We start from the raw sequence: 15,261 nt of genomic DNA on the forward strand, positions 1-15,261 counted from the left end.
GGCGCGAAATCATGCAAAGCATGATTTCTGTGCATCGCGAAGCGTGTTACTGTGAACGAAGTGAACAGTAACCGGTTTAAGAGGGATTTTATATAAAATAGAGCCAAACACTTGACAACCGACAATTTAGCATACTAAAATGGAAAAGATATACGAGGAGGATACACCAAACAGGCAATTGCCGAAGGAGGAATTTATGAAAAAATATACCGAAATGAATCATGAAGAGCTTCTGGCACTGAAAAAAGAGCTGGACAAAGAATTTGAAGAGATCAAGGCACAGGGACTTGCCCTTGACATGTCAAGAGGAAAGCCAAGCAATGCACAGCTGGAACTTTCTATGGAAATGATGGACGTTCTGAAGGGCAATTCAGATCTGAAATGCGAGACTGGAGTAGATTGCCGTAACTACGGTGTGATCGACGGTATTCCGGAAGCCAAGCGTCTTCTTGGAGAAATGTCTGAGGTAGATCCGGAACACATTATCATATATGGAAACTCAAGCCTGAACGTTATGTTCGACAGTATCGCACGTTCCATGACTCAGGGTGTAATGGGAAATACTCCATGGTGCAAACTTGACAAGGTGAAATTCCTCTGTCCGGTACCAGGTTATGACCGTCACTTCAAGATCACCGAATTTTTCGGAATCGAGATGATCAATGTTCCGATGACTCCACAGGGACCGGATATGGACATGGTAGAGAAGCTGGTAAGTGAAGATGCAGCGATCAAGGGAATCTGGTGTGTTCCGAAATACTCAAACCCACAGGGTTACACTTACTCCAAAGAAACCGTAGAGCGTTTTGCAAGACTGAAACCGGCAGCACCGGACTTCCGTATTTACTGGGATAATGCATACAGCATCCATCATCTCTATGATGATAATCAGGATTTCCTGGTTGAAATTCTTGGTGAGTGTGCAAAAGCTGGTAACCCTGATCTTGTTTATAAATTTACATCCACTTCAAAGGTAAGCTTCCCAGGCTCCGGAATCGCTGCCGTTGCAGCTTCCAAGGCAAACCTGGATGATTTTCGCAAATATATGCAGGTTCAGACCATCGGTCATGATAAACTGAACCAGCTCCGTCACGTAAGATTTTTCAAGAATCTTGACGGACTTCACGCCCACATGAGAAAACACGCAGATATCCTCCGCCCGAAATTCGAGCTGGTTCTGGATACGCTTGACAAAGAACTTTCCGGACTTGGAATCGGTGAGTGGACAAAGCCCCACGGCGGATATTTCATTTCTTTTGATTCCCTGGATGGCTGCGCAAAGGCAATTGTAGCCAGAGCAAAAGAGGCTGGTGTTGTCCTTACTGGCGCAGGTGCTACTTATCCATACGGCAAGGATCCGAAAGACTCCAACATCCGTATCGCACCATCCTTCCCTACACTTGAGGATCTTGGCAAAGCAGCACAGGTATTCGTACTTTGTGTGAAGCTTGTCAGTGTAGAAAAACTTCTCGGCTAAAAGCGTGTTGCTGTGAACGGCAACCTTTCCGTAAAAGGTGAGCCACAATTTTCAAACAGGCTCTGAAATCGGAAATTTGCGCATAGAATGTAACCATGCCAGATCAGGAAAAGTACCTGATCTGGCATATAAAAAGAGGCAGAGTAATCTACTGTTATCTGTGAACAGTAATCATCTGCTTTTTATTGTCTTTACCCGTCTGCATTTGGAAGGCATAAATAAATGCCGACTATGGAGTTTATTTCCTGCATAAGGTTAAACAGAAGATGTGGTCGTGTAAAGGCAATAAGAATTCATCATAAGCAGGGAGGAATTTATGGCAAAAAATAAGGAAAAAGCAGGCGCAGGAAGAACGATTATTATTTTACTTGTGGTTTTGCTGCTGCTTCTTACAGCAGGAGCTTATGGATATGGCGTGCACTACTTTTCCAGTCATTTTCTTCCAGGCTCTATGGTGAATGGATTTAATTGTTCCTACATGACTTCGGAAGACACCGAGGACCTTCTGAACCAGCGTGTAAGCGCTTATGTTCTTGCTGTGGAGACCATGAAAAACGGTCAGGAAGCCATTTCCGCCCAGGATGTGGGGCTTTCCTATGTGTCTACCGGCATTGTGAAGCAGTTGATCAAAGATCAGGATCGATTTACCTGGTTTCTTGCTTTTAACCAGGATAAGAATTATGATATTTCAGAATCCCTCAGCTATAACGTGGAGCTGATGGGGCAGGCTGTTGATAATCTGAAATGCATGCAGCCAGAGAATGTAGTCCAGCCTGTGGATGCCCAGATCCAGGATACCGGAGATACTTTTGAAATCATTCCGGAAGTAGTGGGAAATGCTCTGGATCGCACTAAGACGGAGGAAGTGATTTCCGCAGCCATGCTCCGGGGAAAAACTTCTGTAAATCTGGAGGACGAGAGCTGCTACCGGAAGCCTTCGGTGTACAGCACAGATGAGCTGCTGAAAGCCAATTGTGAAAAAATGAATCAGCTTGTCAAGGTGATCATAACTTATGACTTTGCTGATCGTACTGAGACTGTGGACCGTACCCTGATCAAGAACTGGTTCGGTTATGATGAGGATGGCAATGTGATCCTGGATGAAAACCTGGTGCGGCAGTATGTGGCAGACCTTGGACTGAAATATGATACTATGGGACAGACCAGGACTTTTCTGACTTACGATAATCGCCAGGTGGAAATTAAAGGCGGCGATTACGGCTGGGTGATCGATCAGGACGAAGAAGTAAAAGCGCTGATCGCTGCTATCGAAAGCGGTGTTACCCAGGTTCGTGAGCCTGTTTATCTGTATTCAGGCTATAGTCGCGGAACCAATGATATTGGTTCCACCTACGTGGAGATAGATCTGACAAACCAGCGTCTTGTTTTTTACCAGAAGGGAACTCCAATCGTGGACACACCTATTGTAAGCGGAAATCCGGATATAGAAGGCTGTGGCACTCCTACAGGCTGTTATGCACTGGATGCCAAGGAATCTCCGGCAGTGCTTACAGGAGAGGACTACGAAGCAAATGTGACCTATTGGATGCCTTTTGCAGGAAATGTGGGAATCCACGACGCTTCCTGGCGGTCTGAGTTTGGAGGAAATCTTTATCTGTGGGAAGGCTCCCATGGATGTGTAAATGTTCCATATGACAAGGCTGCCGAGATTTATGCAAATATTGAGGTTGGCATGCCGGTGGTTGTGTATGAGTAACTATTCAGTAGAGAATATTCCGCGAGGTGTTTTGGGAAATTCAGCGCGAAATCATGCGAATGCATGATTTCTGTGCATGGCAAAGCGTGTAACTGTGAAGGAACTGAACAGTTACGTTTACGAACAAAAAAGGAGATATAAGATTATGAAGATAGTAGTTTTGGCTGGAGGAACCAGTACGGAGAGAGAGATTTCCATTGTATCCGGTACCGGAATCTGCGGTGCGCTGCGCCAGAAAGGCCATGAGGCAATACTTGTAGATATTTTCTGTGGAGTTGAGAATGTAGACTGGGAGAATCCTTTCCCGGCTGAATATGATGTGGAAAAGGCAGCAGAGTATATGAGCAGCTTCAATCCGCAGATCAAGGAGATGGAGAAAAAACGCAGAAGCTTTTTCGGACCAAATGTTCTGGAACTTTGCGAAAAATGTGACATTGTGTTCCTTGGACTTCACGGCGCAAATGGTGAGGATGGCAAGGTGCAGGCTGCATTTGACTTGATGGGAATCCGTTATACAGGAACCGGTTATCTCAGCAGCGCCATGGCAATGGATAAGCGCATTACAAAAGAAGTCTTTCTGATGAATAATGTGCCTACACCAGGCGGTTTTACTATGACAAGAGACAATCTGGAGAAAGACATTGCCAAATATAACCTGCAGTTCCCGGTAGTTGTAAAAACAAGCTGCGGCGGTTCCAGCGTAGGTGTTTATATTGTAAATGACCAGAAAGAGTACGAAGAGGCTCTTACAGATGCATGCCAGTATGGCGCAGACATTGTTGTGGAGGAATATATCAAAGGCCGTGAATTTTCTGTTGCAGTTGTAGATGAAAAAGCATATCCGATTATTGAAATTGCACCAATCCAGGGCTTCTATGATTATAAGAATAAATACCAGGCTGGCTCTACTGTAGAGACCTGCCCGGCTGAGATTTCTCCGGAGCTTACAGCAAAAATGCAGGAGAATGCAGTGAAGGCAGCGAAAGCACTGGGACTTACCGGCTACAGCCGTCTGGATTTCATGATGAAAGAGAACGGAGATATGTACTGTCTGGAAGCAAATACCCTTCCGGGAATGACTCCTACCAGTCTGATTCCTCAGGAGGCGAAGGTACTGGGAATGGATTATCCGACGCTTTGCGAGGAACTGATCCGGATTTCATTAAAGAAGTACGAATAATAGTAAAAGACAGGTCAAAAGAACGTTCGTGATACGTTCTATTGCATATATGAAATGAAATTACTTTAATTTGCATATTTCGTTTAGATTATTTATGAAAGTAACACTTTGATTTGTATGTTATAAATTGTGAAATAGTTATTTTAAATTAAAATGTCTTGCAAAGTATTATTTACCGAATGTTTATATTAAATATAAAAAGGATTAAATAAAATGAAAAATCTTACCCTGGAAAACCTGACCAAGGTCTGCGGCGGTGTTTATTTCGGACCGTCTGACAAGCTGGAGCAGGAGGTTTCCTCTATTACAACAGACAGCCGGAAAGCAGAAGCCGGAACCTTATTTGTTCCCATCGTAGGCGAACGTGTAGATGCCCATAAATTTATTCCCCAGGTGATGGAGGCAGGTGCGCTTGCTACCTTATCTGAGAGAATCCTGGAGAATGCTGATTTCCCATATATCAAGGTGGAATCTTCCCTTCAGGCTGTAAAGGACATTGCAGAATTTTACCTGCAGCAGCTTCAGATTCCGGTTGTTGGAATTACCGGAAGTGTGGGAAAAACAAGTACAAAAGAGGTAATTGCCTCTGTGCTGAAAGAGAAATACCGTACCCTGAAAACACAGGGAAACTTTAACAATGAGTTAGGTCTTCCTCTCACCGTTTTCCGTCTTCGTGACGAGGATGAGATCGCAGTTCTGGAAATGGGAATCAGCGATTTCGGTGAAATGACCCGTCTGGCAAAAATTGCAAGACCGAATACCTGTGTGATCACCAATATCGGTACCTGCCACCTGGAGAATCTTGGGGACAGAGACGGTGTACTGAAAGCAAAAACTGAGATCTTTAAATATCTGCAAAAAGATGGTCATATCGTGTTAAACGGTGATGACGATAAGCTTTGCATGGTAAAAGAGTACGAAGGAATCAAGCCTGTATTCTTCGGCATGGAAGCTGACAAGGATGTATATGCAGACGAGATTACAAGCAGAGGCTTAAAGGGAATGACCTGCCGTATTCATATAGGCGGAGAATCCTTTATGGCAGATATTCCGATGCCGGGAATCCATATGGTATACAATGCGCTGGCTGCTACAGCGGTAGGCCGCATTTATGGGCTGACACTGGAGCAGATCCGTCACGGAATTGAGACCCTGGAAGCCATCAGCGGCAGATTCCACATGATCGAGACAGACCGTTTCCTTATCGTAGACGATTGTTATAATGCCAACCCAATGTCCATGAAAGCATCACTGGATGTGCTGAAAGATGGTGCTGGCAGAAGAGTGGCAATCTTAGGCGACATGGGAGAGCTTGGAGAGAATGAAGTTCAGCTTCACGCAGAGGTAGGCGAGCATGCAGCCCAGTGTGGAATTGACGTATGCATCTGCACCGGTCCTCTTTCCGCAAACATTGCGAAGATGGCGAGAAAGAACCCGGAGCTTATCGTTATAGAAGAACCGGATCGTGACAGCCTTTTGTCCCATCTGTCTGATTATGTGCAGACTGGTGATACCATTTTGGTAAAGGCGTCTCACTTTATGCAGTTTGAGAAAGTGGTAGCTGCATTACAGGAAATGTAAGGAAGATAATATATTGCCCCTTAAACAGACTCTGTAGAAATAAGTAGAATCTGTTTAAGGGGCATTTATATTTATTTTCGCAATAAATCAAAAACTAATTGATATATTGTGGAAAGTCTTTATATAAGTGATCGTAAAATAGAAAAATATGCAGAAAAACAACAGAATAAGTGAAATTCTCCGAGAATTTGACGAACGATTTATGTTTCATACAGAGCAGGACAGCGGTATAATGGTCCTAAAAGTTAAGAGTATGGGAGGACATTATGCTGGAGAAAATTATGGATCTGCAGATATTGCTCTACAGTATGGCAGCCCTGGGGGCTCTTGGAGCAATTGGAATGCTGACGACAAACCTCACCTACAGAAGAATGCTGAAAAGTACCGGAAGCAAAACCACAGGCGCGAAAAACACCCAAGGAACAGGCAGCAGCCAGCGGATCAGCCTGAAGGAAAAATGGCTGAGGCTTTGGAAAACACGGGACAGGCTTCTTCACAGAATGAATCGGCTGGTGTGGTATCCGGCACTTTTGTCCACTGTGATCCTTGGCTGTGCCATCTATTTTTCCCAGACGTTAAGGATAGAAGAGGGGCTTCCTCTGACCTATCTGTATGTGGGCGCCACTGTACCAGTTACATTATTGCTTTTGCGTCAGGCTCTGGATTTTTCTTACAAAGAAGAGCTGGTGATGGACACGCTGACAGATTATGTGGAGCAGATGAGAAGCTGGGCAGAAGAGATTCCTGCTGCGAAAAAAGCGGACCCCGTTTTACAGGAAGAAATCGTGGACAAGATTACCAGCAGCATTAAGCAGACCGCTGCTTCCGGAAGTCATTTCAGTAAGATGCTGACTCCTGAGGAAGAGAAGATTATGCGTGAGATCATCCGGGAATTTATGGCTTGATAATTACAGACTGCTAAATAAGGGCGCAGGCACTATCAGCTTTGCGCTCTTATATTTTGGGGATTGCATTTTCCTGGAGAAAACGGTATTTTATAAAACAGATGAGGAAACGTACGACTATATAAGTGAGCACAGAAGAAAGAGAGGAGTACATTATGAAAATTGTAATTCTGGAAGCAGACAGCCTGGGACAGGATATGGTATTTACCCCATTTGAGGCGCTGGGCGAGGTAGTTATTTATCCTACTACAACCGCAGATGAAATGGAAGAAAAGACAAAAGACGCAGATGTGATCGTAGCTAACAAGGTTCCAATCTGCGAGTCTACCATTGGAAAAGCCCAGAACCTGAAGCTGGTCTGCCTGACCGCAACTGGCTTTAACAACCTGGATGGAGACTATCTGAAAAAGAGAGGAATTGCAGCTTACAATGTTGCCGGATACTCCACAAACGGAGTGGCACAGCATACCTTTGCTCTTCTTTTCTATGTTCTGGAAAAACTGAATTATTACGACAATTACGTAAAATCCGGAGAATATGCAAGAGGCACCTGCTTCTCTCACTTCGGTCAGAATTTCTTCGAGCTGGATGGGAAAACCTGGGGAATCATTGGACTTGGCGCAATCGGAAACAAGGTGGCGCAGATCGCTAAGGCATTCGGCTGCCATATTATCTGCTACTCCGCTTCCGGGAAGAAATACAATACAGAATATGAACAGGTAAGCCTGGATGAGCTTCTTTCCCGCTCCGATATTCTTTCTGTCCATGCGCCGCTGAATGGGTACACGGAGAACCTGATGACACTGGGAAAATTCCGTAAGATGAAGAAAACCGCTATTTTCCTGAATGTTGCGCGAGGCGCCATTGTAAATGAGCCAGATTTGTATACAGCTCTTACCGAAGGCTCCATTGCAGGTGCAGGCCTTGATGTTCTTTGCAAAGAGCCAATGGATCCGGAGAATCCGCTTCTTAAGATCCAGGACAGCAATAAACTGATCATTACTCCGCATATTGCATGGGCTGCGAAAGAGACCAGATTCCGCGTAGTGGATGAAGTGGTGAAAAACATTCAGCGGTTCCAACGTGACGACAGGACAAACAGGGTATATTAAAGTTTCGGGCCAGGGATAGATTAGAGTGTGTTGTGGACATGCTCTAATCTATTATTGAAGATAAGAAACAGTTTCGTTATAATTAAAGAAAAAGTGTTTGAGAATGTCTGATACAGAAGGGAGACTACATGGCAAAGAAATACTATGCAGTAAGAACAGGCAGAAAAACAGGTGTATTTATGACCTGGGCAGAGTGCCAGAAACAGGTCATGGGATTTTCGGGAGCAGAATTTAAGAGCTTTTCCACTATGGAAGAGGCACAGGCATTTGCCGGTGTGAGTGCAGAGGGCATCCCGGATACACTTTCCAGGGCAGAAAAACCTGCGTCAGACCAGGTGATTGCCTACGTAGATGGCAGTTACCGCTCTGACACCGGCGAATTTTCCTACGGAATGGTCATCCTGAAGGATGGAGAAGAGCACACATTCTGCGAAAAAATGACAGACAAAGAGCTGGCACTGATGCATAATGTAGCAGGAGAAATCAAAGGCTCCGAAGCGGCAATGCAGTATGCTGTGGATCATAATATTCCGGAAATCACCATTTACCATGATTATGAAGGCATTGCCAAATGGTGCACCGGTGCCTGGAAAGCTACCAAACCCGGAACAATTGCGTATCAGAGCTTTTACCGGGGGGTCATGAAGAAAGTAAAAGTCCATTTTGTAAAAGTAAAAGGACACTCCAACGACAAATACAACGATATGGCTGACCAGCTTGCAAAAAAAGCTCTCGGAATCCTGTAGCGGATCCGGGAGCTTTTGTAATCTGTGCGCCGCATATATTTTGTCTGAATTTAGTTGTTGTAGCCAGTACAGCGAATATTAACTATTTATGAGATCTTATATTTCAAAACCGGGTAAAGTCCATAAGAACCATAGGTTGCACCGTAATACTTGCTGTAACTCTTTGCCTCTGCGAAAAGCGGGTCATAAACATACCCGTTGATCTCACACCATGCGTGGGCATTGTTGTTGCTTTGCACAGCGTCGGCACATACATAAACATTCTTGTATCCGATTGCCTTGGCGAGGTAAGCAAATGCGCCAGCGTCAGAAACGCAGTCTCCGTTGTGATGCAGAAAATGGTCATTTGCAAAAGTAGCCGGCCAGTCCTTGCCGCCCTGGTCAAAATCACGCCAGATATTATAATAGCCCTTGATCACCCAGTTGAAACATGTCTGAAGCTTCTGGGATTTGGACATGCTGGAATTGGTGATCTCTGCTGCAATCTGCTTGGAGCGGAGGTTGGCAATCTGAACCTGAGTCATTCTCTTTCCGCTGGCAGTATAGTAGGTAGAACCCTTTTTTCTGCCGATTACATGACTTTTATTGTCGATGTAGTAAGTAAATCCCCTGTAACCTTTATTAACAGTAGTATTTTTTAATAGGGTTCCCTTGGCACTGAAATAGAAATAATTCTTGCCAATCTTCTGGAAACCGGTGAGGCGTTTTCCTTTTCGATAGTATCTTCTGATTCCGGATTTGGTCTTCACCCAGCCTTTTTTCTGTGGCTTTTTGGGTGTCGGAGTAGGGGTGGCAATAACAGTTTCCGTTACCTGAGAAGGTGCAGCTTCAGCTGCGTTTGCAGTTACCGGAGTAAGGGCAAGTACTGCGCTGGTGAGAACCAGCATAAACATTTTTGTCTTTTTCATCATTCTTCTCCATCTTCCTCTATTACCTGTATTTCCAGGTAATCAAAGTCAATCTGTTCAATAAAATTATCCTGATAAAAACGTGTTTTACTGTGCTTCTTAAAATCCCGCACCGTAGTATCCAGCCAGATTGGATTACCAAGATCCAGCTCATAACAGATCTGCTCCAGACAGTGAAAAACCTTGTGCGTTCTGGTCTCCTGGCGGTCATCACAGATCACGGTATCCTTCAGCATATGGTTATCTTTCCAGATTCGTCCCCAAAGGCGAAACATCTTAGAACACCTCCCATTATTTCAGTGTTGGTAGATTCTACCTTATCACTGATTTGAAAAAGTTGCAACAGAAATGTGGAGCAAAATTACAGACCATTTTTTGCAAAAAAAGCTTTTTAGCACGCTAAAGTGTTTTTGCTTGACCCTTTCGGAGAAATCTACTATAATTAACGATAATGTTGCTGCTGTTCACAAAAAATACCTCTCAGAATGTTGCTGGTGAACAGCTGCATAATATTTGTTACTTATAAATCTCTCAAGATGAGGAGGAGCTTTATTATGAAATTATATGATACTGGCGTGTATCTGCAGAATGGAAAGGAAATCATTCCGGCAGCTGAAGCCCAGCTTCCTGTTTCCAGAGAAGATGCAGCAAGAAATACCATTGCCTATTCTATTTTAAAAGCCCATAATACTTCCGGTAATATGGACAAGCTTCAGATTAAATTTGATAAACTGACATCCCATGATATTACTTTTGTAGGAATTATCCAGACTGCACGTGCTTCCGGACTGGAGCGTTTTCCGGTACCGTATGTTCTGACCAACTGTCACAACTCCCTCTGTGCAGTTGGCGGTACTATTAATGAGGATGACCATATGTTTGGTCTTACCTGTGCGAAAAAATACGGCGGTGTCTATGTTCCGCCACATCAGGCAGTTATCCATCAGTTTGCCCGCGAAATGCTTGCTGAGTGCGGCAAGATGATTCTTGGCTCAGACAGCCATACCCGTTATGGCGCTCTTGGTACCATGGCTATGGGAGAGGGGGGACCGGAGCTTGTGAAGCAGCTTCTTTCCCAGACATATGATATCAATATGCCAGGAGTTGTTGCTATTTATCTGAAAGGAAGCCCACGTCCGGGCGTAGGACCGCAGGACGTTGCTCTTGCTATCATTGGTAAAGTATTTGCAAATGGTTATGTGAAGAATAAAGTAATGGAGTTCGTAGGTCCTGGCGTAGCTAATTTAAGTGCTGATTTCCGTATTGGAATCGATGTTATGACTACTGAGACTACCTGCCTTTCCTCCATCTGGCAGACAGATGAGAAGATTCAGGAGTTTTACGAGATCCATGGAAGAGCCCAGAGCTATAAAGAGCTGAAACCGGGAGATGTGGCTTACTATGACGGCTGTGTGGAGATTGACCTTGGCGAGATCAAGCCAATGATCGCTATGCCGTTCCATCCAAGCAATACTTATACAATTGATGAACTGAATGCAAATCTGGATGACATCCTTGCCGATGTTGAGAAAAAAGCTCTGGTAAGTCTGGACGGCAAGGTTCCTTATACTCTCCGTAATAAGGTTGTAGACGGAAAGCTTTATGTTGACCAGGGAATTATTGCAGGATGTGCAGGCGGTGGATTTGAGAATATCTGTGCTGCAGCGGATATTCTCCGCGGAACCAGCATCGGTGCAGATGCCTTTACTTTAAGCGTATATCCGGCAAGTACTCCGATTTATATGGAGCTGGCTAAGAATGGAGTTCTGGCAGATCTTCTTGAGACAGGTGCTGTTGTGAAAACTGCATTCTGCGGTCCATGCTTCGGTGCTGGAGATACTCCGGCAAACAATGCTTTCAGTATCCGCCATACCACCAGAAACTTCCCGAACCGTGAAGGCTCCAAGATCCAGAATGGTCAGATTTCTTCTGTTGCACTTATGGATGCCCGTTCTATCGCTGCTACAGCTGCAAACAAGGGATTCCTTACCTCTGCTGAGAATTTCACAGGAGAGTACAGAGGACAGAAATATTTCTTTGATAAAACGATTTACGATAACCGTGTATTTGACAGCAAAGGCGTGGCTGATCCGTCTGTTGAGATCCAGTTTGGACCGAACATCAAAGACTGGCCGAAGATGCCGGCACTTGCAGAGAATCTGGTTCTGAAGGTTGTTTCCGAAATTCACGATCCGGTAACTACTACCGACGAGCTGATCCCATCCGGTGAGACTTCCTCCTACCGTTCCAATCCTCTTGGACTGGCTGAGTTTACTCTTTCCAGAAAGGATCCGGCTTATGTTGGACGGGCAAAAGAGGTTCAGAAAGCAGAGCATGCCATTGAGAACGGCGAATGTCCGCTGGATGCACTGCCAGAGCTGAAGCCGGTTATGGAAGCGGTGAACAAAGAGTATCCGGAAGCTGGCAAAGGCAATCTTGGCGTTGGAAGTACTATTTTCGCAGTGAAGCCCGGAGATGGTTCTGCCCGTGAGCAGGCTGCTTCCTGTCAGAAAGTACTTGGCGGGTGGGCAAACATTGCCAACGAATACGCTACCAAACGTTACCGTTCCAACCTGATTAACTGGGGAATGCTTCCATTCCTGATCCCGGCCGGTGATCTTCCGTTTGTAAACGGTGATTACCTGTTCTTCCCGGAAATCCGCAAGGCAGTGGAAGAGAAAGCCGACAGCATTACCGGTTATGTGGTAAAAGAGAGCGGACTGGTTCCGTTTACCGTAACACTTGGAGAGCTGACAGATGATGAGCGGGAAATCATCCTGAAAGGCTGTCTGATCAACTACAATAGAAAATAAAATGTTATGAGGCAGGTCATTCTTTTTGAGAGCGACCTGCCTTTTTATCAGAATTCCCTGTTACATAAAAAGTTCTACATGGTATGATCACACTGCAACGAAAAGGCAAATATCGCTCAATGTGTTTCTACATAGGCTAGAACGTGTTTAAAAAAGCATTTCCGCAATCTGCACGTCCCACTTTGCGGTATATTTTTCCCGAATTCGGTTGTCGTAGCCCGCTATGATACCCTCAACCGGACAAAATCTCCCACAAATCATGACGTATATCTTGCAGAAAGCCTTTTTTAAACACCCATTTAGCCTTTTGCAAAAAGGAGTCTTTCTTGTTATATAAACAAATATTCTGAATAATTACAATAATTAGTAAAAAACACAGAAATACAACGTGAAGTGCCAAAATAAAACAGAAATAAAACAAAAAATACAAGAAAAAGTATTGACAAATAAGATCAGAGATGGTAATATAAGCTCATCAAAAGAAAAACAACTTTATAAAGAAAGGAGCTTAGTGATTCCAATGGGAACATAAAATCTTTCTAATCAATATAAGAGAGACAGGAATCGCATTTCCTGCAAGAAGACCTGATACGAGAACCGTGTAAATAGAAAATAAAGTATCACTTGATTCAGCTGATACTTATAAACGTATCCAAGGTAAATAGAAGCGATTACTTATATTGAATAACTGTCCACCACTAATACAAAGATCTGGAACTTGTGTAAAGAAACATTTCTCCAGAGGATATAACCCCTTATCACAGATAAGCAGGATATCTTGAGATTCCTATTGAACCTTTAGAATATGAATCGAAACTTTGCATTAGAAGAATATCATAATTGATATTCCAGTCAGAAATAGATCAGGAACTTCCGCTCAAACTTTTTTGTATAATACATATAAGAGAGCATATGAACCAGTAAGTGGTTTTGGATTTAACCGAATTAAGTTTGAAATTGTTTATGATAATGATTCAGAGCCTGAGAAGTATATCCGATATTTCTGCAGAAGAAATTATAAAACGTGAATTATAATTTCAATCTATCAAACTTCTAAATAAACCGAATGATAAACATCATATCGTTTATGAGCAGGAAATAAGATAAGATATTTTAAATAAAAACTTAAAACTGAATATAGAACAACTGAATAAAGACCACGTAAATATTAAATTGTAAATCAATTTGAAAAACGAGGAAAAGACCATTGAATACTGAAGAATTTTAGGACGGTCATCATTTGAAATATAAGTAAAATGATGACCGTCCTTTTCCATGCTGTGAGAGACAAAAAAGCGGGATGATGTATTGGATACGAAGTGAACAGGAACCGATATGCAGCATAAAGCATACCGGAATAGAAAGTGTGAGCTTGTAAATCAGGCTTTAATCCGCTATAATGAGCGGAGAAAATTGGAAACTATGAGGGAAGCAGACGATGTTTAGTGGGAAAATAGAGGACTACATTCTTTTCGAAGATAAAGAAATTATAGTTTGCCGTAAGCCAGCGGGAATTGCGGTACAGAATGCAAGAATCGGTGCCATGGATCTGGAGAGCAGCCTGAAAAATTATCTGGCAATGCAAGACGGTGGTGGGAGAAGGATTCCATATCTGGCAGTAATCCACAGGCTGGATCAGCCGGTAGAAGGTATTCTTGTATTTGGGAAGACACCTGAGGCCGCGAAATCGTTAAGTGCACAGATTACAGCTGGAAAGATGGAAAAAATTTATCTGGCAGTAACATATGGAAAGCAGGCCGAGGCTGGGAAAAAAGAAAAAGTTCTGGAGGATTATCTGAAAAAAGATGGAAAATCCAATACTTCTTCCGTGGTAAATGCGCACACTCCTGGTGCGAAGAAGGCCAGACTTTCCTATGAGGTTCTCGGTGAGGCTGTGGATGCAATTTCCGGAAAGAAAAAATGGCTGCTTCGAATTCATCTGGATACAGGCCGTCATCACCAGATCCGGGTTCAGATGGCTCATGCAGGAATGCCTTTGGCTGGTGACCGGAAATATGGTGCCGGAACGAATGTGACCATCGGGGCAGGCAGCCTGGCTCTGTGCGCCGCAAGCCTTACCTTTTTCCATCCGGTAACCGGAAAGGTGATGAAATTCGTGACAAAGCCGGAAGGGACTGAGTTTAAGGGGATTTCTATCCCGCAAATGTGAAAAAACCATAAAAACTATAGACGTGGAACCGAAATTGTGTATAATGTAAAAGCAAGATTAAACAAAGATGAAGACTGCGAAAAATAGTTATAAAAAGTTTTTTTGAAAAAACTTTAAACATTCAGATGAGGAGTGAATAAAATGAAAAAAGTAGCAGTGATACCTGCTGTTGTTCTGGCTGCATTATGCACCTTCACAGGCTGTAAGAAAGAAGAAGTGGAGAAAGTGATCGCGCCACTGGTTTCTGACGGGCAGACTACGGAATCCACAGAAGAAGCCCAGGAAGAAAAGGATCCTCTTATTCCTGAAATTGATACATCTGTAGAACTCCAGGCAGGATCCCGGGTGGCAGTTGTAAGCAAGAGTACAAGCGGAGAGTTCTGGGGACTGGTTAAGAAAGGAATGGAGCAGGCAATTGCCGATGTAAACGAGGCATATGGCTTCAAGAAAGAAGATCAGGTGACCATGACCTTTGAAGGCGCCAGCGATGAGAAAGATGTGGAGAGCCAGGTAAATACCATAGATGCGGTAATTGCAGAGAATCCGGATGTACTTTGTGTTTCTGCCAGCGATATGGATTCCCTTCAGGCGCAGCTGGAAGCTGCCAAGGAGAATGGAATCCCGGTTGTGGCATTTGACTCTGGTGTTACAG

The 15,261-nt window shown here is 43.8% G+C and carries 12 protein-coding genes and 1 pseudogene; 10 read left to right on the plus strand and 3 right to left on the minus strand.

Annotated features, from left to right (window positions below; genetic code table 11):
• Nucleotides 1-196 precede the first annotated feature (196 nt).
• The 7 genes from AB5170_RS19070 to AB5170_RS19100 all read left to right on the plus strand — a co-directional run bounded on the left by AB5170_RS19070 (nucleotide 197) and on the right by AB5170_RS19100 (nucleotide 8,718).
• Entirely contained in the window at nucleotides 197-1,477 is a 1,281-nt protein-coding gene (locus AB5170_RS19070) for an aminotransferase (protein WP_195380082.1), read from the plus strand.
• A 316-nt stretch (nucleotides 1,478-1,793) separates the two neighbouring features.
• On the plus strand, nucleotides 1,794-3,194 hold the full coding sequence (locus AB5170_RS19075) for a L,D-transpeptidase family protein (RefSeq protein WP_195380083.1): 1,401 nt from the start codon (nucleotides 1,794-1,796) through the stop codon (nucleotides 3,192-3,194).
• A 145-nt stretch (nucleotides 3,195-3,339) separates the two neighbouring features.
• Complete coding sequence (locus AB5170_RS19080; RefSeq protein WP_148461004.1) at nucleotides 3,340-4,374, plus strand: D-alanine--D-alanine ligase; 1,035 nt, start codon at nucleotides 3,340-3,342, stop codon at nucleotides 4,372-4,374.
• A 213-nt stretch (nucleotides 4,375-4,587) separates the two neighbouring features.
• Entirely contained in the window at nucleotides 4,588-5,955 is a 1,368-nt protein-coding gene (murF, locus tag AB5170_RS19085; RefSeq protein WP_148461005.1) for a UDP-N-acetylmuramoyl-tripeptide--D-alanyl-D-alanine ligase, read from the plus strand.
• Nucleotides 5,956-6,221: 266 nt separating this feature from the next.
• Complete coding sequence (locus AB5170_RS19090; protein ID WP_148461006.1) at nucleotides 6,222-6,860, plus strand: hypothetical protein; 639 nt, start codon at nucleotides 6,222-6,224, stop codon at nucleotides 6,858-6,860.
• A 155-nt stretch (nucleotides 6,861-7,015) separates the two neighbouring features.
• Nucleotides 7,016-7,972: a D-2-hydroxyacid dehydrogenase gene (locus tag AB5170_RS19095; RefSeq protein WP_195380084.1), complete on the plus strand. Its 957-nt coding sequence runs from the start codon at nucleotides 7,016-7,018 to the stop codon at nucleotides 7,970-7,972.
• A gap of 128 nt (nucleotides 7,973-8,100) precedes the next feature.
• Entirely contained in the window at nucleotides 8,101-8,718 is a 618-nt protein-coding gene (locus tag AB5170_RS19100; protein ID WP_195380085.1) for a viroplasmin family protein, read from the plus strand.
• 86 nt (nucleotides 8,719-8,804) lie between these two features.
• On the opposite strand, the gene AB5170_RS19105 is transcribed toward AB5170_RS19100, so the two are convergent.
• Both AB5170_RS19105 and AB5170_RS19110 read right to left on the minus strand, forming a co-directional pair.
• A complete protein-coding gene (locus AB5170_RS19105) occupies nucleotides 8,805-9,629 on the minus strand; it encodes a transglutaminase-like domain-containing protein (protein ID WP_118582104.1) in 825 nt (274 codons plus the stop codon).
• Nucleotides 9,626-9,901 carry a hypothetical protein gene (locus tag AB5170_RS19110; RefSeq protein ID WP_173717839.1) on the minus strand — a complete coding sequence of 92 codons (276 nt, stop codon included), beginning with the start codon at nucleotides 9,899-9,901 and terminating at the stop codon, nucleotides 9,626-9,628. The genes AB5170_RS19105 and AB5170_RS19110 overlap by 4 nt, the downstream gene beginning before the upstream one ends.
• Nucleotides 9,902-10,180: 279 nt before the next feature.
• On the opposite strand from AB5170_RS19110, the gene AB5170_RS19115 reads away from it, so the two are divergent.
• A complete protein-coding gene (locus tag AB5170_RS19115) occupies nucleotides 10,181-12,439 on the plus strand; it encodes a hydratase (RefSeq protein WP_173717840.1) in 2,259 nt (752 codons plus the stop codon).
• Nucleotides 12,440-12,649: 210 nt separating this feature from the next.
• Here AB5170_RS19115 and AB5170_RS19120 read toward each other — a convergent pair.
• Nucleotides 12,650-12,700: pseudogene (locus AB5170_RS19120) on the minus strand (hypothetical protein); the annotation flags it as partial.
• 1,177 nt (nucleotides 12,701-13,877) lie between these two features.
• Here AB5170_RS19120 and AB5170_RS19125 point away from each other — a divergent pair.
• Together AB5170_RS19125 and AB5170_RS19130 are read left to right on the plus strand one after the other, a co-directional pair.
• Nucleotides 13,878-14,609, plus strand: coding sequence for an RluA family pseudouridine synthase (locus AB5170_RS19125; protein WP_148461010.1), 732 nt, complete (start codon nucleotides 13,878-13,880; stop codon nucleotides 14,607-14,609).
• Between the two features lie 141 nt (nucleotides 14,610-14,750).
• Nucleotides 14,751-15,261 (plus strand): substrate-binding domain-containing protein (locus AB5170_RS19130; RefSeq protein ID WP_368365136.1); only part of this gene is annotated, 511 nt, incomplete at its 3' end.

This window comes from Ruminococcus sp. RTP21484sp1_RTP21281st1_A8_RTP21281_210402, from assembly GCF_040914025.1.
Taxonomy (GTDB): Bacteria; Bacillota; Clostridia; order Lachnospirales; family Lachnospiraceae; genus Blautia_A; species Blautia_A faecis.